The following is a 21439-nucleotide window of genomic DNA, read 5'->3' on the forward strand; positions in this document are numbered from 1 at the left end:
GCGCCTTTCCACCAAGGAGGACGCGCCGCGGCGCGCGGGATTGCCATGACGTCAGAGAAGAGCGGAGCCGACATCCTGATCGATGCCCTGTGCGATCTCGGCGTCGAGGTGGTGTTCGGCTATCCGGGCGGCGCGGTGCTGCCGATCTACGACGCGATGTTCCGCTCCGGCCGCATCCGCCACGTCCTCGTCCGCCACGAACAGGCCGCGACCCATGCGGCGGAGGGCTATGCCCGCTCCACCGGCAAGCCGGGCGTGGTGCTCGTCACCTCCGGCCCCGGCGCGACCAACGCCGTTACCGGCATCACCGATGCGCTGATGGATTCGATCCCGATGGTCGTCCTCACCGGCCAGGTTCCCACCCAGCTGATCGGCACCGACGCCTTTCAGGAAGCGGACACCGTCGGCATCACGCGCCATTGTTCCAAGCACAATTACCTGGTGAAGGACCCCGCCAGGCTGGGCGACGTGATCCACGAGGCGTTCCACATCGCCACCTCCGGCCGCCCCGGCCCGGTCGTCGTGGATATCCCCAAGAACGTGCAGATCGCCACCGCGCGCTACACCAAGCCCGGCCCGATCAAGCACAAGACCTACCGCCCGCAGGTGAAGGCCGATCCGCACGCCATCGAGCAGGTGGTCGACATGCTCGCCGCGGCCGAGCGCCCGGTCTTCTATGTCGGCGGCGGCGTCATCAACTCCGGCCCGGCCGCCTCGCAGCTGCTGCGCGAGCTGGCGCGGATTACCGGCGCACCGGTTACCGCCACGCTGATGGGACTGGGCGCCTTCCCTTCCTCGTCGGACCAGTTCCTCGGCATGCTGGGAATGCACGGCACGTACGAGGCGAACTGGGCGATGAACCAGGCGGACCTCATCATCGCGTTCGGTGCGCGGTTCGACGACCGTGTCACCGGGCGGCTCGACGCCTTCAGCCCCAACAGCCGCAAGGTGCATATCGACATCGATCGGTCGAGCATCAACAAGACCGTGCGCATCGACCTGCCGGTCGTGGCGGACGTCGGCCACGCGCTGGAGGACATGGTGCGCGTGTGGAAGGCCCGCCAGCATCCCCGGCCGGACCTCGCCGACTGGTGGCGGCGCATCGCCGGCTGGCGCGCGGCCGACAGCCTCGGCTTTCCCGAGAACGGGACGGAGATCATGCCGCAACGGGCGATCCGCTCGCTGCACGCCGCCACCGCGCATCTCAGCCCGATCATCACCACCGAGGTCGGCCAGCACCAGATGTGGGCGGCGCAATATTTCGGGTTCGAAGCACCCAACAAGTGGCTGACCTCGGGCGGGCTCGGCACGATGGGCTATGGCCTGCCCGCGGCGATCGGCGCGCAGATGGGGAACCCCCGCGCGCTCGTCATCGACATCGCCGGCGAGGCCTCGATCCAGATGAACATCCAGGAACTGGCGACGGCGAGCCAGTATCGCCTGCCGATCAAGGTGTTCATCCTCAACAACGAATATATGGGCATGGTCCGCCAGTGGCAGGAACTGACCTATGAGAGCCGCTATGCCGAGAGCTATTCGGACTCGCTGCCCGATTTCGTGAAGCTGGCCGAGGCTTACGGCTGGAAGGGCATCCGCATCGAGGGGCCGGATCAGTTGGAACAGGGCATCGCCGACATGCTGGCGCATGACGGACCGGTGATGGTGGACTGCATGGTGGCGAAGCTCGCCAACTGCTTCCCCATGATCCCGTCGGGTGCCGCCCATACCGACATGATCCTGCAGGCCAACGAGGTGTCGGGCACCATGGACGACGAAGCAAAGGCGCTGGTGTAAGCTCATGCAGATCAAGGAAGAAGCGGCCGCCAGCCACACGCTGGCGGTGATGGTCGACAACGAGCCGGGCATCCTCGCCCGCATCGCCGGCCTGTTCACCGCCCGCGGCTACAACATCCAGAGCCTCACCGTGTCCGAGATCACCGCGGACAAGGCGGTCAGCCGGGTGACCATCGTCACCTCGGCGAGCGAGCACGTGATGGAGCAGATCATCGCCCAGCTCGAGCGGCTGGTGCCGGTGCACAAGGTCGTCGACCTGACCGTGCACGGCGATCATGTCGAGCGCGAGCTCGCCATGGTGAAGGTGCGCGGCAGCGGCGACCACCGGATCGAGGCGCTGCGCCTCGCCGAGGTCTACCGCGCGCGGGTGGTGGATGCGACCACCACCAGCTTCGTGTTCGAAGTGACCGGCGGGTCGGCCAAGATCGACAAGTTCATCGAGCTGATGGGCGAAGTCGGCCTGATCGAGGTCGCCCGAACCGGCATTGTCGCCATCGCGCGGGGCAACGCCGCGATCTAGTCAGCGGATCGATCAACCAGCCCGTCACCCCGGACCTGTTCCGGGGTCCACCGCGCCTCAGGCGATCACGCCCGCGGCTCCGTGGATGCCGGAAGCAGTCCGGCATGACATCAGTGAAAAGGGAGCAACCACCATGCGTGTCTATTACGATCGGGACGCCGATCTGAACCTGATCTCCGACAAGAAGATCGCCATTCTCGGCTATGGCAGCCAGGGCCACGCCCATGCGCAGAACCTGCGCGATTCCGGCGTGAAGAACATCGCCATCGCCCTGCGCCCCGGCTCCGCCTCGGCCGCCAAGGCGGAGGGCGCGGGCTTCCAGGTGATGAGCAACAAGGACGCGGCGGGCTGGGCCGACATCCTGATGATCCTCGCGCCCGACGAGCACCAGGCCGCGATCTGGGAGGCGGACCTCAAGGGCAATCTGAAGCCGGGGGCGGCGCTCGCCTTCGCGCATGGCCTCAACGTGCATTTCGGCCTGATCGAGCCGCCTGCCGACATCGACGTCATCATGATCGCACCCAAGGGGCCGGGGCATACGGTGCGCTCCGAATATGTGCGCGGCGGCGGCGTGCCGTGCCTGATCGCCATCCACCAGGACGCCAGCGGCAACGCGCATGACGTGGCGCTGGCCTATGCCAGCGGCGTGGGCGGCGGGCGCTCGGGCGTCATCGAGACGAACTTCCGCGAGGAATGCGAAACCGACCTGTTCGGCGAGCAGGTGGTGCTGTGCGGCGGTCTCACGGCCCTCATCACCGCGGGGTTCGAAACGCTGGTGGAGGCGGGCTACGCTCCCGAAATGGCCTATTTCGAGTGCCTGCACGAAACCAAGCTGATCGTGGACCTCCTCTACGAGGGCGGCATCGCCAACATGCGCCACTCGATCTCGAACACCGCCGAGTACGGCGACATCACGATCGGTCCGCGCATCATCACCGAGGAGACGAAGAAGGAGATGAAGCGCGTGCTGGCGGACATCCAGCAGGGCCGCTTCGTGAAGAACTTCGTGCTCGACAACCGCGCCGGGCAGCCGGAGCTCAAGGCCAGCCGCAAGGCCGCCGCCGCCCACCCGATCGAGAAGACCGGTGCGGAGCTGCGGGCGATGATGCCGTGGATCAACGCCAACAAGCTGGTGGACACGTCCAAGAGCGGCGGCGGCCACTAACTTCCTGTCCTCCCCTGCAAAGGGAGGGGGACCGCTCGCGGAGCGAGTGGTGGAGGGGCATTGCCGCGAGCGAGGCGCTTGCGGAAGCGCCCCTCCACCAGACTTCGGCGGTCCCCCTCCCCGTGCCGGGGAAGATAAGTTCATTTGCCGCACCGCGCGGACCCAAGTAGAAGCACCCCACGATGCGGGCGGCGACCTACCGGACTTCCTCCTACGCCGCCCGCTCCTCGCCCCGGAGCCGGGCGGCGTCGTTCGTGGCGGCGGCGGGGATCGTCCTTCTCATCCTGCTGGCGCTGTTCCGGCTGGGCGGCGTGCTGCCGGACCGGTTCGGCGAGGGCCGGCCGCTCGCCACGTTCGATGTGACCCCGGAGGGCAAGAGCGAAAAGGCCGCCGCCCGGCAGTCTCCCCGCGTGGAGCGCGCGCGGCAGCAGCAGGCGCCCGCTCCCCGGCCCGTCACGCCGCGCGAAACGCCCCCGCCCCTGCCCGTGCCGCCCAGCCAGTGGGTGCTGCCCGGCGTGATGAAGCTCAGCCGCGAGGAGTTCGCCAAGACAGATATCGGCCGCTTCCCGTCGAAGGGCGACAGCAAGGCCGGCGACGCGCTGGCCGATGCCGGCGGCGGCACCCGCGACAGCGACGACGACGGCAGCGTGGGGCGCGGCCCGAACGGGCAGAAGCTCTACCCCGCCCAATGGTATCGCCGCCCGCCCCGCTCGCAAACCGCGCCCTACATGCCGGCCGGCAAGACCGGCTGGGGCATGATCGCCTGCCGCACGGTGGACCGATACCATGTGGAGGATTGCCAGGAACTCGGCGAAACGCCGGGCTCCGGCATCGCCCGCGGCCTGCGCCAGGCGGCGTGGCAGTTCCTCGTCCGCCCGCCGACGGTCAACGGCAAGCCGCAGGTCGGCGCCTGGGTTCGGATCAGGTTCGATCTGGTGGAAGGCCCCGCCGAGTAGCCGGTCGCCTCCGGCCAGCCGCGACATTGGACGTTGAAACCGATCGTTTCGCACGCGGCGCTTCCCCCGGCGCGCGGAATGTGGCTCAACGCGCGCACCACAACAGGGAGCCTGCCCCATGCGCGTCATTCTCGCCGCGATTCTCGCCACCACCGCCGTTGCCGGTGTTTCCGCACAGATGATCCCCACCACGCCGCAGATGCCGGGCCAGGCGCAGCCCGCCCGCGTCACCGCCGGCACCTATCAGGTCGATCCCGCCCACACCCAGGTGGCGTGGGAAGTGAACCACATGGGCATTTCCATGCTGGAGGGCCTGTTCCCGGCCTCGTCGGGCTCGCTGACGATCGACCCGAAGAACCCGAACGCGGCGAAGGTGGACATCACCTTCCAGGTCGACCAGCTATCGGTCACCGCCCCCGCCTTCGCCAACCACCTGAAGTCCGACCAGATCTTCAACGTGGCGCAATTCCCCACCGCGCGGTTCGTCTCCACTTCCGTGGTGGCCACCGGCACCAAGGCGAAGATCACCGGCAACCTGACGATCAAGGGCATCACCAAGCCCGTCGTGCTCGACGCCACCTTCATGGGCGCGGGCGACAATCCGATGAGCAAGAAGCTGAACATCGGCTTCGGCGCGCGCACCACCATCAAGCGCAGCGACTTCGGCGTGGACCTCGCCGCGCCGATCGTGTCCGACACCGTGAACATCCACATCCACGCCGCCTTCACCGCGGCGTGAGTCCCGCCGGGCCGGCTTTCCCGGGCGGAAGCCGGCCCGTTCCGATCAGGCCGCGCGCTTGATCTTGGCGAAGCTCTCGAACGTCGCCCGCACATTCTTGTCGGCGCGCGCCAGCATCGGCTCCAGCTTCGCGACGAACGCATCGCCGTCGCCGCCCGGCGAGCGGTGCGCCATCTGCCACAGGCCGAACTCGCGCGTCTCCACGTGACGGCGCGACCGCGCGACGATCGCGCGGTGCCATGGATTCTGCTGGATGCGCGCGAACGCCGCTTCCACCTTGTCCTCCGGCCCTTCCAGCACCTGCAGGAAGCGGACCCCGTCCGAATAAAGCAGCCCGGTGATCGAATCGCGGGCATTGTTGCGGCGGGAAACGGCCAGGATCGCCTCCACGTCCGGCGCGTTGCGCGCGCTGCTGATATAAACGAGTTGAAGCATGGATCGGTCCTCCTTGGTCCCTCATGGAACAAGGCCTTGAATATCCGGTAAAATCGGGGTTGATGAAGGTTAGCCTCTCCACCGGCGGGCGAAGGTCAGCCCACCATCACCAGCGGCTGGGCAAGATCGCGCGCCCAGGCGACGAAGGCGGCCTCCGGCATCGGCTCGGCCACGCCATAGCCCTGCACCACGTCGCACCCGATCACTCGCATCACATCGGCCTGTGCCCGGGTTTCGATGCCCTCGGCCACGGCCTCGCAGCCGATGCCATGGACCAGCCCGACCAGCGCCTGCGCCACCGCGCGCGCCTCCGGCTCGTCGGCGATATGCTCGATCAGGCTGCGGTCCAGCTTGATGCGATCGATCGGCAAGGAGCGAAGCCGCGCGAGGTTGGTATAGCCGGTGCCGAAATCGTCCACCGCGATCGTCGCGCCGTCACGACGCAGCGCGGCAATGGCGGCGACCACCTCGTCCGAACAATGCATGGCCAGCGTTTCGGTGATCTCCAGCTCCAGCAGCCGCGCCGGCGCATCGGCCAGCATCATCGCCTCGCGCAGGCGGCGGAAGAAGCCCGCATGGTCGAGCTGACGCGCCGAGATGTTGACGGCAAGCCGCTGCTCGATCCCGCCCCTCGCCCAGCGCGCGATCGTGTCGGCCACCGCGGCGATCACCCATTCGCCGATCTCCACGATCAGCCCGGTTTCCTCCGCGCGGCGCAGGAAGGTTCCGGGCAGGCGCAGGCCGTCCACCGGGTGCTGCCAGCGCAGCAGCGCCTCGGCCGCCACGATGCGGCCCGTGCTCATGGAAATCTGCGGCTGGAACACGAGCGTGAACTGGTCGCGCGCGATCGCCTCGCGCAGGTCGCCCTCCAGCCGGATGCGCTCGGCGATCTCCGCGGCCAGCGCGGCCGTGAAATGCTCTGCCCGCCCCCGGCCATTGGCCTTGGCATGATACATGGCGACATCGGCCGCGCGCATCAGGTCCGTCAGGTTCTCGCCGTGGTCGGGGCGCAGCGCGATGCCGATGGAGGCGCCGATCTCGACATCCGTGCCCATCAGGTCGAAGGTTTCCCCCAGTGCGAACAGCGCGCCGCGCCCGATCCGCGCCGCCTCGCGCGCGTCCCGCACGTTGGGAAAGAACATCGTGAACTCGTCGCCCGCCAGCCGCCCGATCAGCGGCACCGGCGAGTCCGTTTCCGCGCAGAACCGGTCGGCAACCGCCCGCAACCGGTTGGCCACCATGCCTAGCAGCATGTCGCCCATGGCATGGCCCATCGTGTCGTTGACCGACTTGAACCGATCGAGGTCGATGAAGAACAAGGCCCCGGTCTGGTCCGGCGGCATCTCCGCCAGCATCCGCTCGGCCGAACGGCGGAAATTGGTGCGGTTCGGCAGCGCGGTGACCGGATCGAACATGGCGAGCCGGTGCACGCTCTCCAGATTGGCGTGGAGCTGCGCGAACAGGCCGTGCATGGCGTCGGCGAGCTGCGGCACCGCTTCGCCGATCTCCGCCGGCACCTCGCTTTCGAGATCGCCGTGCGCGGCGCGCGACAGGCGCGCAATGGCCGCATCGATCGCTCCCGCCGTGTTGGAGATCGCCCGCTCGGCCGACGCCCAGCAGAACACGGCGCAGACGATCGCCGGGATCAGCGCGGAGCCGATATTGGCCCAGCCGATCGACCCGCCGGCGGAAGTCGCCAGCAGCGCAAGGAAGAACGCCACTGCGCCCGAGGCCAGCGCAAAGCGGACGGCGCGCGAATGTAACGTTACGCCTTCCATCTGATCGCTGTTCCGCCCCTGCGGCAAACACCCGATGCAGTTCGGGCACGATCGAAAATGGAGGGCAAAGGTTAAGAAAGTCGTTCCAACCGCCGCCGGCGGGCAAAGAAATCGCCCTGCCCTGCCCGCTCGACAGAGACGCGGGGTGGTGTCAGCGGCGCGGGTCGCGCGCGCGGCGCAGGACGATATACAGGGCGCCGCTGCCGCCATGGCGCGGATGCGCGCCGCGAACGGCGGCAATGGCCGAGGAATGGCGCGATCCGGCCAGCCAGTCGTTCACTGCCGCGCGGATCGCCCCGCGCGCATGCGGTCGCTCGCTTTCCGGGCGCGGCGGCTTGCCGGTGACCAGCAGGATCACGCGATCGCCCGCCGCGATCGCCCGCTCCAGCGCATCGTCGAGCAGGCCATAGGCAGAATGCAGATTGTGGCCGTGCAGGTCGACCGTGCGATCCGGAACAACGAGCCCGCGCGTCACCTGCCGGTCCCAGCTGCCGTCCAGCGTCGCGCTGTCCAGCGGGCGCGCGGCGGGCGGCGGTGGAGGCGGCGCAGGAGCCGCCGCCGGCACGCGCCCTGCTTTCGCCTTGGCCGCCCTTGCCGGCGGCGGGGCAGCCACCGGCCTGGCCTGCGCCGTTGTCGCGGCGGCGGCTCTCACCGGCAAGGCCGTGCGGTGCAGCGGACGCACGCTGACGAGCACACGCGCCCACAGCGCGCGCTCGTCAGGGCTGAGCGGACGATCCGCCATTGCCGCCCGAAATGCCGAGCGCGGCGCCGAGATCCGGCCGCGGCGCCGGGCGGCTGCCCGCCAGCCGGGCCGCAGTGCCACGCGGAAGGAAGAGAAAGGCGGTGCCGCGCGCCGACATGCCGCCGGCGATCGCCCGCGCGTCGGCACCCGCGCCCCAGAACGTGTCCACCCGGTTGGGCCCGCGGATCGCGCCGCCGGTATCCTGCGCCACCCACAGGCCGTTCGCGTCGGCCCGGTCCATGGACAGGAACACGGGCGCGCCCAGCGGGATGAACTTCGGATCGGCGGCCACCGTCACCTGGCCCAGCACCGGCAGGCCGAGCGCGCCCAATGGCGCTCCCGCCAGCTCGCGGAAGAACACATAGCTCTTGTTCTCGCGCATCACCTGCCGCCCCTCCTCGGGATGCGCGTGGAGCCAGGCGACGAGGCCCTGCATGGAGGCCTGGCTGCGGTCCACCAGCCCGCGATCCAGCATCAGCTTGCCGATGCCGGTATAGCCGCGGCCGTTCTGCGTGTCGTAGCCGATGCGCATGGTGCCGCCGTCGGGCAGCTGCAGCTCGCCCGAGCCCTGCACCTGCAGGAAGAACAGCTCCACCGGGTCCGCGGCCCAGGCGATGATCGGCGCGCGGTTGTGCAGCGCGCCTTCCTCGATCTGCGTGCGGTCGAAATAGGGTACCAGCTTGCTGCCCTCGACCCGCCCGCGCACCGCCTTGCCGGCGAGCTCCGGGTTGAACGCGCCGAGATCCACGTCGATCAGGTCGCGCGGGCGGCCATAGACCGGCGTTTCATAGCCCTCCCGCCGATCGCGAGAACCGGCGATGGTGGGAATGTAATAGCCGGTGGCGAACGCCTTGCCGTCGCCCACCTGCACCGCCTCCAGATAGGTGGCGAAGAAGGCGCGTGCGCCGCCCGCCGGCACCGTGCGCGCGGCGGTGCACGCCGGCTGCCAGTCCGCCCCCTGTGTGAGCCCGGACAGGTCCGCCCGCCGCACGAGGGAGGCGCACGAATTGCGAAAGCCGGCCAGCGCCGCGGCGGCCTGCGCCTCCGTCAGCGGCAGGCTTTCGATCGCCGGTCCAGGCACCACGCCCGCGCCCGCCGCACTGGCCGGGCTCGGCGGCGCAACCACCGGCACCGGCGCCATCGGCACGGAGGGGATCGGCTGGCGGACAGGCGGCGTGGGGATCGATGCGGACGGACGGCCCGCAGGAGGGCGCCCCACGACCGGCGTGCGGCCGGCCGGACGCGCCGGCGGCTCCACCGTGCTCACGCAGGCGCCGAGCGCCAGCGCGGCGAGCGATGCGACAATGCTGCGGCTGCGCGCCGCCCCTTCCCCCCGGAACAACGATCAGGCCTCGTCGGTGTCGGCAAGCTTCCAGTTCGGATCGCTGCTCTTCAGCGTGCGGGCGAAGGTCCACACGTCATGCGTTTCCACCGCATCGGTCATCGATCCGGCGATCACGTTGCCGTCCGCGTCGCGCGTCACCGCGGCGATGTCCGCATCGAAGCGCACGGTGATCCGCGCCTCGCGCCCGTTGAGCGTCGCATCGCTCACCACCGCGCGCTCGATCGAGACCAGGCGGTTGTCCAGCACATGGCCCGCCGCCTTGCGCTCGGCGATGGCCGCCACGAAGGCGTCGCGCACGTCCGGCGCGGCCAGCCAGTCGAGCTGCCGTTCGTCGCCCTGCCAGAACGCCTCCAGCACCATGCGATAGGCGCCCTGCGCGCCTTCCAGGAAGCGCGTCAGGTCGAAACCGGGCTCCGCCGCCACGATCGCGCGCAGGCCGGCCTCGGCGCCACGCTCGATGTTGCGGTTGGCGGCCTCGCGCGCTTCCGGCACCGTTTCGATCGGGCGCGGCAGCGTGGTGATCGGCGCACGATCCTCCGCGGCCTTGGGCAGCGGCTGCTCATGGCCGGTGCGCTTGCCCAGCACCGTGTACAGGCGAAGGGCGAGGAACATGGCCACCATGGCGAGAACAACGACGTAGAACATGATAAACGGGCACCTCGAGCTTCCCGGTACATAGGCGCAACGCGCGACATGTTCAAATCGCCGCATGCGCAAGGCAGCAGGAACGTTGAACAAGCGCGGCGCGGCTGCTAGTCGCCGCGCTTTCACGAACAGGACGAGCACGCATGGCAGACGAGACGGACGGCATCAACTTCGCGGAGCCGCTGGCCAACGGCGCCGACACCGCGCCGGCGATCGGCCTCATCTCGCAATATGTGAAGGACCTGTCGTTCGAGAACCCGAACGCGCCGGCCATCTACCAGTCGGCCGCACAGCCCGCGATCGACGTGCAGTTCAACATCGGCACCAGCCAGGTCGGCGACGACGTGCACGAAGTGGTGCTGAAGATCGAGGCGCGCGCCGAGGCCGAGGGCACCGTGGCGTTCATCGTCGACCTGTCCTTTGCCGGCCTGTTCGGCATCCGCAACGTGCCGGAAGAGCATCTGCGCCCGTTCCTGCTCGGCGAAGCGCCGCGTCTCCTGTTCCCCTTCGCCCGCCGCGTGCTGGCCGATGCGGTGCGCGACGGCGGCTTCCCGCAGCTGATGCTCGATCCGATCGACTTCTCCTCGCTCTACCTCCAGCAGGCCGAGGCGGACGGGATCAGCATCGCCGGACAGAGTGGTCAGGCCTGATCGGGGCTGACCGGGCGGGTTCGGGCGCGCGACGATGAATCTTGGCCGCGCGCTCGGCTCGGTGGGCGGGCTCACGCTTGCCAGCCGCGTGCTGGCGCTGGTGCGCGACACGCTGCAGGCGAGCTATGTCGGGGCGGGTTTCGCCTCCGACGCCTTCTTTGTCGCGTTCCGGCTGCCCAACATGTTTCGCGCCCTCTTCGCGGAGGGCGCCTTTTCCGCGGCCTTTATCCCCCTGTTCAACCGCAAGGTGGCGGAAGGCGGCGGCACGCCCGCGGGTGTGGACTTCGCCGAGCGCGCGCTGGCCGTGCTCTTTCCCGTGCTGGCGCTGTTCACCGTCGCCATGCTGATCGCGGCCGGACCGATCACCTGGGCGCTTTCCGGCGGGTTCGAGCGCCAGCACCCCACGCCCGAACAGTTCGCCTTTGCGGTGACGCTGTCGCGCTGCACCATTCCCTATCTGATGCTGATCAGCCTGGTTTCCCTGCTGGGCGGCATTCTCAATTCGCTGAACCGCTTCTGGGTGAACGCGGCGGCGCCGGTCCTGCTCAACGTGGCGATGATCGGGGGGCTGGTCTTCTTCCACGGCGCGGACGCTTATGCCACCGCCCGCACCCAGGCGATCTCCGTGACGGTGGGCGGGGCGTTGCAGCTGGTCTGGCTTGCCTTTGCCTGCGCCCGCGCCGGCGTGAAGCTCCGCCTGCGGCTGCCGCGCATGGACGACGACGTGCGCCAGCTGCTGCGCCTGATCGTGCCGGCGGCGGCGGGCGCGGGCGCGGCGCAGATCAACCTTGCGATCTCCACCGCGCTTGCCGGCGGCCTCCTGTCGGCCGGCTCGATCTCGGCCATCTATTATGCGGACCGTCTGAACCAGCTGCCGCTCGGCATGATCGGCATCGGCCTGGGCACCATCCTGCTGCCGGTCGTGTCCCGCCTGCTGAGCGAGGGGCGCGAGGCCGAAGCGATGGAGACGCAGAACCGGGGCCTGGAACTGGCGCTGTTCCTCACCCTGCCCGCCACCGCCGCCTTCGTCTTCGCAGCCGAGCCGATCGTGCGCGGACTGTTCCAGCATGGCGCCTTCGATGCGGCCGACACGCGCCGCGCGGCGCTCGCCCTGACCGCCTTTTCGCTCGGCCTGCCCAGCTATGTGCTGGTCAAGGTGCTGACCCCCGGCTTCTACGCCCGGGCCGACACCAGGACGCCGGTGCGGCTGGCGCTCTGGTCGGTGGGCGTGAACCTGGTCGGCAACCTGCTGCTGATCCCGCTCCTCGGCCGCCACGACATCGGCCAGGTCGGCCCGCCGCTGGCCACCGCGATCGCCTCCACCGTCAACGTCGCGGCGCTGTATGTCACGCTCGCCCGGCGCGGGCATTTCGTGCTGGACCAGGCGGTGCGCCGCAAGGTGCCGCGCCTGGCACTGGCCGCCCTGCTGATGGGCGCCGCTTTGCTGCTGGTGACGCCGTGGATCGAGCCGCACCTCACCGGCTCGCTGGTGCGCCGCGGCCTGGCGCTTGGCGCTCTGGTCGGCGCAGGCGTTGCCGTTTATGGCCTCGCCTGCGTCGTCACCGGCGCCTATCGCCTGTCCGACCTCAAGTCCCTCCTTCGTCGCAGAGCCTCTTCCCGATGACCACCATGCGCGTCGTTTCCGGCATCAAGCCCACCGGCAACCTGCACCTCGGCAACTATCTCGGCGCGATCCGGCAATGGGTCGTGATGCAGGACGATGTGGCCGCGAAAGGCGGCGAAAGCCTGTTCTTCATCGCCGACCTCCATGGCCTGACCGAGTGGATCGCGCCGGAGGAGCTCGCCGGCCACACGATCGAGATGGCCGCCGCGCTGATCGCCGCCGGGATCGACCCCGCCCGGTCGATCCTGTTCAACCAGGCCCGCGTGCCGCAGCATTCGGAGCTGTCCTGGCTGCTCAACAACGTCGCGCGGGTCGGCTGGCTCAACCGCATGACGCAGTTCAAGGACAAGGCCGGCAAGAACCGCGAAGGCGCCTCCGTCGGCCTCTACGACTATCCGGTGCTCATGGCGGCCGACGTGCTGCTCTACAACGCCACCCACGTGCCCGTCGGCGAGGACCAGAAGCAGCATCTGGAGCTGACCCGCGACATCGCCACCAAGTTCAACCAGGATTACCGCCGCGAGCTGTTCGTGCTGCCCGAACCGATGGTCAGCACGGAGGCGCCGCGCGTCATGAGCCTGCGCGATCCGGGCGCCAAGATGTCGAAGTCCAACCCCTCCGAACAGGCGCGGGTCAACCTGATCGACGACGACGACACGATCGCCGCCAAGTTCCGCAAGGCCAAGAGCGATGCAGACGTGCTGCCGGACAGCGTTGCCGGCCTCGCCGACCGGCCGGAGGCGAGGAACCTCGTCACCATCTATGCCGCGCTCTCGGGCTCCACGCCGGATGCGGTGCTCGCCGAGTTCGCCGGGCAGGGCTTCGGCGCGTTCAAGCCGGCGCTGGCCGACCTTGCCGTCGCCACGCTCGGCCCGATCCGCGACCGCATGCTGCGCCTGCTGGACGACCGCGCGGAGGTCGGCCGGCTGCTGGAGGCCGGCGCCGAACGCGCCCGCGCGCTCGCCGCGCCGCTGCTGCTGGACGTGCAGCGGACCATGGGGTTGCAGGTTTCCACGTTGGGCGCCCGAGATTCTTGATCTCGGCCTCGCCCCATTGCACCATGAGCGAAACAAGCGAGGGGTCGATGGAGGGGCGGTGCGCGGCACCGACTCGCTGATCCCGAGGGCTTAGCCCTCAGCCCTCCAGCTGGCGCAGCAGCACCCGCACCGCCGAGTCCACGTCGCGGTCCTTGTCGCGCAGCTCCTCGATGCGGCGCACGGCGTGGATCACAGTGGAATGGTCGCGCCCGCCGAACTTGCGGCCGATCTCCGGCAGCGAGCGCGTTGTCAGGCGCTTGGCGAGATACATGGCGATCTGGCGCGGGCGTGCCACCACCACGGCGCGGCGCGCGGAGACGAGGTCAAGCGGCTTCAGCTCGAAATGCTGCGACACCGCCTTCTGGATCTCGTCGATGGTCACCCGCCGCTCGGCCCCGCGCAGCAGCTCGCCAAGCGTCGCCACCGCGAAATCCAGCGTGATCGCCTCCCCGGTCAGCTGCGAATAGGCGATCACGCGGTTCAGCGCGCCTTCCAGCTCGCGCACGCTGGCGCTGATGCGGCTCGCCAGCAGCTCCATCACCTCTTCCGGCACGCGCAACTCGGGCAGGTCGGCGCGCTTGGCGTTCAGGATCGCGCGGCGCATCGCGGCGTCGGGCGCCTTGATGTCGGCCACGAGACCGACGGACAGGCGCGAGGTGATCCGCGCTTCCACCCCGTCCAGCCCCTGCGGGCAGCGATCGGCGCTGATGACCAGCCGCTTGCCCGCCGCCATCACCTCGGCGATCGTGTGGAAGAACTCCTCCTGCGTCGAGTCCTTGCCGGCGATGAACTGCAGGTCGTCGATCATCAGGACGTCGGCGGAGCGCAGCCGCGCCTTGAAGGCAAAGGTGTCGCGGTTGCGCAGCGCCTGCACGAACTCGAACATGAAGCGCTCGGCCGACATCAGGATCACCCGCGCCGCCGGCACCGCCTCCAGATAGGCGTGCGCGATGGCGTGCATCAGGTGCGTCTTGCCGAGCCCCGTGCCCGAATGGAGGAACAGCGGGCTGAAACGCGGCACGCCGGGCTCGGCCAGCGCCCTGGCGGCGTTGAACGCCACCATGTTGGAGGCGTCCACCACGAACCGCTCGAAGGTGAAGCGCGGATCCAGCGGCGGGCGCTCGTCCGGGGCGATGCTCGCCACCACCGCAGGCGCGGCGGCAGGCGCCGGCGACGGTGCTGCGGCGAGGCCCGGCACGACCGCGACGTCCGCGGGCTCCGGCGCGTTGGCGGCGGTCAGCACCTGCGGCGTCGCACGCGCGATCCGCGTTTCCACTTCCACGCTGCGCACCTGGGGCAGCTGCTGGCGGAATTCGGCCAGCAGGCGCTCGGCATAATGATTGCGCACCCAGTTGGTCATGAATGCGGACGGCAGGCCCAGGCGGACGTGCTCCGGGTCGCCGGTCTCGATCAGCTCCATCGGCTTCAGCCACTGTTCGAACAGCCGGGCACCGGCCGACTCGCGCAGGTGCTGGCGTACGATCGCCCAGGCACGTGCGGTGTCGCTCATCCGGTCTCCAGCCCTGGCCAGCACGCGCAACTCCTCTCCATGCGGCGAAGCGGGTGCTCCGTCGCGCTTGGTTTCAATGCCTACAGTCCCCTGGACGCGGCCCCCGCCTCGTCCCGAACCAGCCAACGCTCTTGTGCAAGAGCCGGCGACAGAACGCCGCTGCGAGGTCGATGTATGAAGAACGGCGGGCAGCGATCAAGAGCCCGACACGCCACATTACTGAAATAAAGGATGTTGACTCGACTTCCGCCGCAGAAACGCGTTGAAAAACTTACAAGGCATTGTTTTCGCTGAGTTTTTGGAGACCCGGCGAAATGCCCTGCAACTCGAATCGTTGTAAATCCTGCGTTTTCTAGATTCGTTCTCCGCAGCCGATTGGCGCGCCCCGGAAGGTTCCGTTTTGCGCCGTCACGGGCACGAAAAAAGCCCGCCGGGATCGCTCCCGACGGGCCTTTCATCCGGCAGTCGATCGGCTCAGCCGAGCGAGGACACCGCCTTGGTCAGGCGCGAGAACTTCCGGCTGGCGGTGTTCTTGTGGAACACGCCCTTGGCGACGCCGCGCGCCAGCTCCGGCTGTGCAGCGGCAAGCGCGGTGGTGGCCGCTTCCTTGTCGCCGGCGGCCAGGGCGGCCTCCACCTTCTTGATGAAGGTACGGATACGGCCAACGCGGTTGCCGTTGACCTCCGCGCGACGGTCGTTGCGGCGGATGCGCTTCTTCGCTTGCGGCGTGTTCGCCATGAAAACCTCTATGCCGGTGCAAATGGAAAAGGGCCGCGAGTTGCTCCCGGCCCCGGAAAGTGCGGCTCCTTAGCGAGAAGCACCCGCGCGGTCAACTCACGTCTGGCAAGCGGGGCACCAGAAGGTGGAGCGGCCGCCCTCCGTGTAGCGCTTCACCGTGCCGCCGCAGCCGCAGGGCAGTCCTTCGCGGCCATAGACCTGGAACTGCTTGGAGAAATAACCCAGTTCCCCGTCGGGCGCGGCAAAGTCGCGCAGGGTGGAGCCGCCGGCCGCGATCGCCTGTTCCAGCACCAGCCGGATCGCGGGCACCAGCCGCTCCAGCCGGGCCAGCGCGATTCGCCCGCCGGCGCGCCTGGGCGAGATGCGCGCCTCGTACAGCGCCTCGCAGACATAGATGTTGCCCAGCCCGGCGACGATCCGCTGGTCCAGCAGCAGCTGCTTCACCGATGTTTTCCGCCCGGCAAAGGCCGCATGGAGGTGCGCCGCGGTCAGCTCGGGCCCGAGCGGCTCCGGCCCCAGCGCGCGGAACGGCGGATAGGCATGGGCCAGCCCGCTCGTGGGCAGGAGATCGACAAAGCCGAATCGCCGCGGATCGTTGAGCGCCAGCCGCCACCCGCCCGCCGTCTCGATCACCAGATGGTCGTGCGGCAGCAGCTCGACCGGATCGACGCGCCAGCGCCCCGACATGCCCAGGTGAAAGATCATCGTGTCGCCGCGATCCGTCTCCACCAGCCCGTATTTGGCGCGCCGGGCAAGCGCCGTGACGGTCGCCCCCGTCATCCGCTGGCGCAGATCCGGCGGAAACGGATGACGCAGATCGCCGCGGCGCGGCTCCACGAGCAGGAGGCGCTGCCCTTCCAGCACGGGGCGCAGGCCGCGCACGGTTGTCTCGACTTCGGGTAGCTCCGGCACGCCTTCCCGCTAGGTTGCGTTTGCTCCGCCCACAAGGCCCCGCTAGAGCCGGGCCATGAGCGACACCGTTTCCTTCGGCTACCAGGACGTTTCCCCCGAGGAGAAGACCGCCCGCGTCGGCGGCGTCTTCACCAACGTGGCGGCCAAATACGATCTCATGAACGATGCCATGTCCGGCGGCATGCACCGCTTGTGGAAGGACCGCTTCGTCGCCAAGCTGAAACCGCGCGAGGGCGAGCAGATCCTCGACATGGCCGGCGGCACCGGCGACATCGCCTTTCGCATCGCCCGCTCCGGCGCGAGCGTCACGGTGGCGGACATCAACCCGGCGATGCTGGAGGTCGGCATGGACCGCGCCGCCAAGCGCGGGCTGGACGGCCTCGTCTGGACCGAGGCGAACGCCGAGACGCTCCAGTTCCCCGATCGCTTCTTCGACGGCTACACGATCGCGTTCGGCATCCGCAACGTGACCGACATCCCCGCCGCCCTGCGCGAGGCGCACCGCGTGCTGAAGCGCGGCGGGCGCTTCTTCTGCCTCGAATTCTCCACCACCGAATGGCCGGGCTTTGGCGACGTGTACGACGCCTATTCGCACAAGCTGGTGCCGCAGATCGGCAAGCTGCTGGCGAATGATGCCGACAGCTATCGCTACCTCATCGAATCGATCCGCCGCTTCCCGAAAATGCCCGAGTTCAAGGCGATGATCGCCGAGGCCGGCTTCGTGCAGGTTAGAGTGGAGCCGATCATGGGTGGCCTTGTCGCCATTCACAGCGGCTGGAAGATTTGAGGGTGGCCACAATTCGATCCTCCCCTGCAAGGGGAGGGGGACCGCGCGCGCAGCGCGTGGTGGAGGGGTATCCACCTCTCGATAGCGCGCTACCCCTCCACCACCGCCTGCGGCGGCGGTCCCCTTCCCCCTCCGGGGGAGGATCAAGGGCGTGACCTCTCCCGTCGTCCATACCTGGCGGCTCCTGAAATGGGGCCGCATCCTCGCGCGGCATGGCGCCTTGCGCGGGATCGAGCGCGATCCGAACACGCCGCCCAATTTGCGCCGCCTGCTGCGCCTCGCCCGCTTTGGCGCGCGGGTGCCCAAGGTGCCGCGCTATGCCGATGCGCTGCAGGCGATCGGCCCGGCCGCGGTGAAGCTCGGCCAGACGCTCGCCACGCGGCCCGACATCATCGGCGAAGCCGCCGCGCTCGACCTCCAGCGGCTGCAGGACAACCTGCCTTCCGTGCCGTTCGAGACGGTTTACGCCTCCATGACCGCCGCGTTCGGGCGCGATCCGATGGACCTGTTCGCGCGCATCGAGGAGCAGCCGGTCGGCGCGGCCTCCATTGCGCAGGTGCACCGGGCGATCACCACCGATGGCCGCACCGTGGCGGTGAAGGTGCAGCGGCCCGGCGTGGAGGAGGATTTCGCCCGCGCGATCGACACCTATCAATGGGCCGCGGCGCAGATCGAGGGCATGGGCGGCGAGCTCGCCCGCCTGCGCCCGCGCCTAGTCATCGAGACGTTCAAGCGCTGGACCGCGCGCGAGCTGGACCTGCGCCGCGAGGCCGCCTCCGCCTCCGAGCTGAAGGACTCGATGGCCGCCGAGCCGGACTTCCACGTGCCGGAGATCGACTGGGCGCGCACCAGCGGCAAGGTGCTGACGCTGGAATGGATCGGCGGCATCAAGCTGTCGAACCGCACCGCGCTGATCGAGGCGGGCTATGACCTGCCGCGGCTGGCCAACACGCTCGTCCACGCGTTCCTGCGCCAGGCGATCGCCGAGGGCTTTTTCCACGCGGACATGCACCAGGGCAACCTGTTCGCCCTGCCCGGTGCCAACGGGCGGGGGCGCATTGCCGCGATCGATTTCGGCATCATGGGCCGGATCGACCGGCGCGCCCGCGTGTGGCTGGCCGAGATCCTCTACGGCCTCATCACCGGCAACTACAAGCGTGTGGCCGAGATCCACTTCGAGGCCGGATACGTGCCGCCGCACCACAGCGTGGCGGAGTTCGCGACCGCCTTGCGCGCCGTGGGCGAGCCGATGCGCGGCTTGCCGGTGAAGGACATGTCGATCGGCATGATGCTGGACGGCCTGTTCTCCATCACCCGCGATTTCGACATGCAAACGCAGCCGCACCTGCTGCTGCTGCAAAAGACCATGGTCATGGTGGAAGGCGTCGCCACCGCGCTCGATCCGGATATCAACCTGTGGAACGCCGCCGCGCCGTTCGTGCGCGAGTGGATCCGCACGGAGCTTGGCCCCGAGGCCGCGATCGCCGACCGGCTCATCACCGACCTGCGCACCTTTGCGCGCCTGCCCGACCTCATCCGCAACATCGAGGCGCGCTATCCCGCGCCCGGCGGCGCGCCCCCTGCCCCGCCCCTGCGCGAGATCGAGGTGGTGCGGATCGGCTCCGGCTGGCGCTATGTCGCGGTGGCGTTGTTCAGCGCCGCGCTGGCGGTGCTGGCGACATGGCTGGTGCTCGGCTGACGCGGCGCCTGCCTCCGCTGTGGCTGGCGGAGGGCAGCCGCTTTGCCGGCCTGTCGCGCCCGCGCGCGCGGCTGGTGCTGGCGCTGCTTGCACTGTTGCTCGCCGCCTGCCTGACGGCGCTCGCCTCGCCCGGGCCGCCGCCGGTCAGCCACGATCCGGCGCAGCGCGGCAACGACCAGGCCGATGTGGTGCTGTACGAAGGCATCGTCTCCGGCGTGCGCCATGGCGGGGAATATTACGACGTCGCCGCGCACGCGCTGCGCGCCGGCAATTACCCGCTGCGCCCCTTTGTGACCTTCCGCCTGCCCACGCTGGCGGTGGTGCAGGCGCATCTGCCGCCCTTTGCCGTGCCGCTGTTGCTATATGCGCTGGCGGCCGGGGTCGTCGCCGCATGGTACGGCCGGCTGCGCCCCGCCTTTGTCCGTCCGCCCCCGCTTGCGGTGGCGCTGGTGCTGCTGATCGCCGGCATGGCGGCCTTCGTGCAGGCGGAACTCGCCACCTTTCACGAGGTCTGGGCCGGGCTCCTGATCGCGCTCGGCCTGGCGGTGCGCCGCGAGGATCGCTGGACCGAAGCGGTCGCGCTGGGCCTCGTCGCCATGCTGATCCGGGAAACCGCCGCGCTGTATGTCGCGATCATGCTCGGCCTTGCCCTGCTGGAGGGCCGCGGGCGCGAAGCGGGCGGCTGGGCGGGGGCGCTCGCCGTGTTCGCGGTGGTGGTGGTGCTCCACGCCCGCGCCGTGGAGCAGGTGGTCCGCCCGCTCGATCCCGCCTCGCCGGGCTGGGCCGGGATGCTCGGCTTCGGCTTCTTCGTAAAGACCATGACCCTGTCCACCGCGCTGGCGCTGGCGCCGGCATTGCTGGCCGCGCTGCTGGTCGGTTTCGCCCTGTTCGGCTGGTTCTGCTGGGCAAGCGGCACGGCGCTGCGCGTGCTTGCCACGCTGGCCGGCTATGCATTGCTCCTGTCCCTGTTCGGACGCACCGACACCTTCTATTGGGGGCTGATGGTCGCGCCCACGCTCCTCCTCGGCCTCGCCTTCCTGCCCGATGGCCTGCGCGACCTAGTGGCCGCCGCGCGCGACGGGCGGCGCATCACCGTGACGCGAGTGCAGCCATGAAGCGCATCCTGTTGATCGTCGGCGGCGGCATCGCCGCGTACAAGGCCTGCGAGCTGATCCGCCTGTGCCGCCGCGCCGGCATCGCCGTGCGCTGCGTCACCACGGCGGGCGCGGAGCATTTCGTCACCCCCATGACGCTGGCAGCACTCAGCGAGAACCAGGTGTTCACCAGTTTGTGGGACCTCAAGGACGAGGCGGAGATGGGCCATATCCAGCTCAGCCGCGAGGCGGACCTTCTCGTGGTCGCCCCCGCCACCGCGGACCTGATGGCGCGCATGGCCGCCGGCATCGCCGACGATCTCGCCACCACCGTGCTGCTCGCCACCGACACGCCCGTGCTCGCCGCGCCGGCGATGAACGTGCGCATGTGGCTGCACCCGGCCACGCAGCGCAACGTCGCCCAACTGCGCGCCGACGGCGTGGAGGTGATGGCGCCGGACGAAGGCGTCATGGCCTGCGGCGAGTTCGGCCCCGGCCGCCTGCCCGAACCCGAGGCGATCTTTGCCGCGATCCAGCGCCGGCTCGCACCGGCGCCGCAAAGCCTGACGGGCCGCCACATCCTGGTCACCGCCGGCCCCACGCACGAGCCGATCGATCCGGTGCGCTTTCTCGGCAACCGTTCCTCGGGCAAGCAGGGTTTCGCCATCGCCGAAGCCCTGGTCGCGCTGGGCGCCCGCGTGACCTTGGTCGCCGGCCCCGTCTCGCTGCCGACCCCGGCGGGCGTGTCGCGCATCGACGTGCAGACCGCGCGCGAGATGGCCGCCGCGGCCGAAGGCGCGCTGCCTGCGGATGCCGCGGTGATGGTGGCCGCCGTCGCGGACTGGCGGGTGGAGCCGGCCGCGGGCAAGATCAAGAAAGGCGCAGGCGCCCCGCCCGCCCTCGCCCTGGTCGAGAACCCGGACATCCTCGCCACGATCGGCCATGCCGCCCGCCGCCCGCGCCTGGTTGTCGGCTTTGCGGCCGAAACCGACACGGTGGTCGAGAATGCCCGCGCCAAGCTCGCGCGCAAGGGCGCGGACTGGATCGTCGCCAACGATGTGTCCGGCGACGTGATGGGGGGCGAGACCAACGCGATCCACATCGTCACCGCCGCCGGCGTGGACAGCTGGCCGCAACTGCCCAAGGCCGCGGTGGCGACGCGGCTGGCCGAGCGGATCGCCGCGGCGCTTTCGGGCGAAAGCCTGGCTTGAGCCGCGACAAGGCCTGACGGTTTCGACAAACCGTTTCGCTGCCGCTATAGCCCGTGGC

The 21439-nt window shown here is 69.5% G+C and carries 20 protein-coding genes; 12 read left to right on the forward strand and 8 right to left on the reverse strand.

Translation table 11 applies throughout. The features are described from left to right. Positions 1–45: 45 nt before the first annotated feature. The 5 genes from ilvB to DVW87_RS03850 all read left to right on the forward strand — a co-directional run bounded on the left by ilvB (position 46) and on the right by DVW87_RS03850 (position 5174). A complete protein-coding gene (gene ilvB / locus DVW87_RS03830) occupies positions 46–1794 on the forward strand; it encodes a biosynthetic-type acetolactate synthase large subunit (RefSeq protein ID WP_114686400.1) in 1749 nt (582 codons plus the stop codon). Between the two features lie 4 nt (positions 1795–1798). Next, on the forward strand, positions 1799–2314 hold the full coding sequence (ilvN, locus tag DVW87_RS03835) for an acetolactate synthase small subunit (RefSeq protein WP_114686401.1): 516 nt from the start codon (positions 1799–1801) through the stop codon (positions 2312–2314). Between the two features lie 133 nt (positions 2315–2447). Beyond that, complete coding sequence (ilvC, locus tag DVW87_RS03840) at positions 2448–3479, forward strand: ketol-acid reductoisomerase (protein WP_114686402.1); 1032 nt, start codon at positions 2448–2450, stop codon at positions 3477–3479. Between the two features lie 182 nt (positions 3480–3661). Further along, positions 3662–4435: a hypothetical protein gene (locus DVW87_RS03845; protein WP_114686403.1), complete on the forward strand. Its 774-nt coding sequence runs from the start codon at positions 3662–3664 to the stop codon at positions 4433–4435. 118 nt (positions 4436–4553) lie between these two features. Further along, positions 4554–5174 carry a YceI family protein gene (locus tag DVW87_RS03850; RefSeq protein ID WP_114686404.1) on the forward strand — a complete coding sequence of 207 codons (621 nt, stop codon included), beginning with the start codon at positions 4554–4556 and terminating at the stop codon, positions 5172–5174. 45 nt (positions 5175–5219) lie between these two features. Here the strand turns inward: DVW87_RS03850 and DVW87_RS03855 are convergent, their stop codons facing one another. The 5 genes from DVW87_RS03855 to DVW87_RS03875 form a co-directional block, all read right to left on the reverse strand. Continuing rightward, positions 5220–5609: a BLUF domain-containing protein gene (locus DVW87_RS03855; protein WP_114686405.1), complete on the reverse strand. Its 390-nt coding sequence runs from the start codon at positions 5607–5609 to the stop codon at positions 5220–5222. Between the two features lie 95 nt (positions 5610–5704). Beyond that, positions 5705–7387: a putative bifunctional diguanylate cyclase/phosphodiesterase gene (locus DVW87_RS03860; RefSeq protein WP_114686406.1), complete on the reverse strand. Its 1683-nt coding sequence runs from the start codon at positions 7385–7387 to the stop codon at positions 5705–5707. A 151-nt stretch (positions 7388–7538) separates the two neighbouring features. Next, complete coding sequence (locus tag DVW87_RS03865) at positions 7539–8129, reverse strand: Smr/MutS family protein (RefSeq protein WP_114686407.1); 591 nt, start codon at positions 8127–8129, stop codon at positions 7539–7541. Further along, entirely contained in the window at positions 8104–9471 is a 1368-nt protein-coding gene (gene mltA, locus DVW87_RS03870) for a murein transglycosylase A (RefSeq protein WP_420822316.1), read from the reverse strand. Before mltA ends, DVW87_RS03865 begins: the two co-directional genes overlap by 26 nt. Positions 9472–9474: 3 nt before the next feature. Continuing rightward, entirely contained in the window at positions 9475–10119 is a 645-nt protein-coding gene (locus tag DVW87_RS03875) for a Tim44/TimA family putative adaptor protein (protein ID WP_147276210.1), read from the reverse strand. Positions 10120–10262: 143 nt separating this feature from the next. Between DVW87_RS03875 and secB the strand changes: the two genes are divergently transcribed. From secB to trpS, 3 genes are read left to right on the forward strand one after another with little or no spacing between them, the layout of a single operon-like run. Beyond that, positions 10263–10769 (forward strand): protein-export chaperone SecB, encoded by a 507-nt coding sequence (gene secB, locus DVW87_RS03880; RefSeq protein WP_114686408.1) that lies wholly within the window; start codon positions 10263–10265, stop codon positions 10767–10769. Between the two features lie 34 nt (positions 10770–10803). Continuing rightward, positions 10804–12393, forward strand: a complete 1590-nt coding sequence (murJ, locus tag DVW87_RS03885; protein WP_114686409.1) for a murein biosynthesis integral membrane protein MurJ — start codon at positions 10804–10806, stop codon at positions 12391–12393. 5 nt (positions 12394–12398) lie between these two features. Beyond that, the gene (gene trpS, locus DVW87_RS03890) at positions 12399–13430 is read left to right on the forward strand and encodes a tryptophan--tRNA ligase (protein ID WP_114687054.1); all 1032 of its coding nucleotides are present in this window, start codon (positions 12399–12401) and stop codon (positions 13428–13430) included. Positions 13431–13527: 97 nt separating this feature from the next. On the opposite strand, the gene dnaA is transcribed toward trpS, so the two are convergent. The 3 genes from dnaA to mutM form a co-directional block, all read right to left on the reverse strand. Next, positions 13528–14940: a chromosomal replication initiator protein DnaA gene (gene dnaA, locus DVW87_RS03895; protein WP_114686410.1), complete on the reverse strand. Its 1413-nt coding sequence runs from the start codon at positions 14938–14940 to the stop codon at positions 13528–13530. A 474-nt stretch (positions 14941–15414) separates the two neighbouring features. Next, positions 15415–15678 (reverse strand): 30S ribosomal protein S20, encoded by a 264-nt coding sequence (gene rpsT / locus DVW87_RS03900; RefSeq protein ID WP_114686411.1) that lies wholly within the window; start codon positions 15676–15678, stop codon positions 15415–15417. Positions 15679–15774: 96 nt separating this feature from the next. Continuing rightward, positions 15775–16590, reverse strand: coding sequence for a bifunctional DNA-formamidopyrimidine glycosylase/DNA-(apurinic or apyrimidinic site) lyase (gene mutM, locus DVW87_RS03905; protein ID WP_114686412.1), 816 nt, complete (start codon positions 16588–16590; stop codon positions 15775–15777). A gap of 55 nt (positions 16591–16645) precedes the next feature. On the opposite strand from mutM, the gene DVW87_RS03910 reads away from it, so the two are divergent. The 4 genes from DVW87_RS03910 to coaBC all read left to right on the forward strand — a co-directional run bounded on the left by DVW87_RS03910 (position 16646) and on the right by coaBC (position 21381). Continuing rightward, positions 16646–17377, forward strand: coding sequence for a class I SAM-dependent methyltransferase (locus DVW87_RS03910; RefSeq protein WP_114686413.1), 732 nt, complete (start codon positions 16646–16648; stop codon positions 17375–17377). A 151-nt stretch (positions 17378–17528) separates the two neighbouring features. Beyond that, positions 17529–19076 carry a 2-polyprenylphenol 6-hydroxylase gene (ubiB, locus tag DVW87_RS03915; protein WP_114686414.1) on the forward strand — a complete coding sequence of 516 codons (1548 nt, stop codon included), beginning with the start codon at positions 17529–17531 and terminating at the stop codon, positions 19074–19076. Then, the gene (locus DVW87_RS03920; RefSeq protein ID WP_114686415.1) at positions 19058–20191 is read left to right on the forward strand and encodes a glycosyltransferase family protein; all 1134 of its coding nucleotides are present in this window, start codon (positions 19058–19060) and stop codon (positions 20189–20191) included. Before ubiB ends, DVW87_RS03920 begins: the two co-directional genes overlap by 19 nt. Continuing rightward, on the forward strand, positions 20188–21381 hold the full coding sequence (coaBC, locus tag DVW87_RS03925; protein ID WP_114686416.1) for a bifunctional phosphopantothenoylcysteine decarboxylase/phosphopantothenate--cysteine ligase CoaBC: 1194 nt from the start codon (positions 20188–20190) through the stop codon (positions 21379–21381). The genes DVW87_RS03920 and coaBC overlap by 4 nt, the downstream gene beginning before the upstream one ends. Positions 21382–21439 lie beyond the last annotated feature (58 nt).

This window comes from Sphingomonas aracearum, from assembly GCF_003345355.1.
In the GTDB taxonomy this organism is placed as follows: Bacteria; Pseudomonadota; Alphaproteobacteria; order Sphingomonadales; family Sphingomonadaceae; genus Sphingomonas; species Sphingomonas aracearum.

Coding starts and splice junctions, on each gene's coding strand:
- ilvB (WP_114686400.1), top strand. CDS start 46: ATGACGTCAGAGAAGAGCGGAGCCGACATCCTGATCGATGCCCTGTGC.
- ilvN (WP_114686401.1), top strand. CDS start 1,799: ATGCAGATCAAGGAAGAAGCGGCCGCCAGCCACACGCTGGCGGTGATG.
- ilvC (WP_114686402.1), top strand. CDS start 2,448: ATGCGTGTCTATTACGATCGGGACGCCGATCTGAACCTGATCTCCGAC.
- DVW87_RS03845 (WP_114686403.1), top strand. CDS start 3,662: ATGCGGGCGGCGACCTACCGGACTTCCTCCTACGCCGCCCGCTCCTCG.
- DVW87_RS03850 (WP_114686404.1), top strand. CDS start 4,554: ATGCGCGTCATTCTCGCCGCGATTCTCGCCACCACCGCCGTTGCCGGT.
- DVW87_RS03855 (WP_114686405.1), bottom strand. CDS start 5,609: ATGCTTCAACTCGTTTATATCAGCAGCGCGCGCAACGCGCCGGACGTG.
- DVW87_RS03860 (WP_114686406.1), bottom strand. CDS start 7,387: ATGGAAGGCGTAACGTTACATTCGCGCGCCGTCCGCTTTGCGCTGGCC.
- DVW87_RS03865 (WP_114686407.1), bottom strand. CDS start 8,129: ATGGCGGATCGTCCGCTCAGCCCTGACGAGCGCGCGCTGTGGGCGCGT.
- DVW87_RS03875 (WP_147276210.1), bottom strand. CDS start 10,119: ATGTTCTACGTCGTTGTTCTCGCCATGGTGGCCATGTTCCTCGCCCTT.
- secB (WP_114686408.1), top strand. CDS start 10,263: ATGGCAGACGAGACGGACGGCATCAACTTCGCGGAGCCGCTGGCCAAC.
- murJ (WP_114686409.1), top strand. CDS start 10,804: ATGAATCTTGGCCGCGCGCTCGGCTCGGTGGGCGGGCTCACGCTTGCC.
- trpS (WP_114687054.1), top strand. CDS start 12,399: ATGCGCGTCGTTTCCGGCATCAAGCCCACCGGCAACCTGCACCTCGGC.
- dnaA (WP_114686410.1), bottom strand. CDS start 14,940: ATGAGCGACACCGCACGTGCCTGGGCGATCGTACGCCAGCACCTGCGC.
- rpsT (WP_114686411.1), bottom strand. CDS start 15,678: ATGGCGAACACGCCGCAAGCGAAGAAGCGCATCCGCCGCAACGACCGT.
- DVW87_RS03910 (WP_114686413.1), top strand. CDS start 16,646: ATGAGCGACACCGTTTCCTTCGGCTACCAGGACGTTTCCCCCGAGGAG.
- DVW87_RS03920 (WP_114686415.1), top strand. CDS start 19,058: ATGGCTGGTGCTCGGCTGACGCGGCGCCTGCCTCCGCTGTGGCTGGCG.
- coaBC (WP_114686416.1), top strand. CDS start 20,188: ATGAAGCGCATCCTGTTGATCGTCGGCGGCGGCATCGCCGCGTACAAG.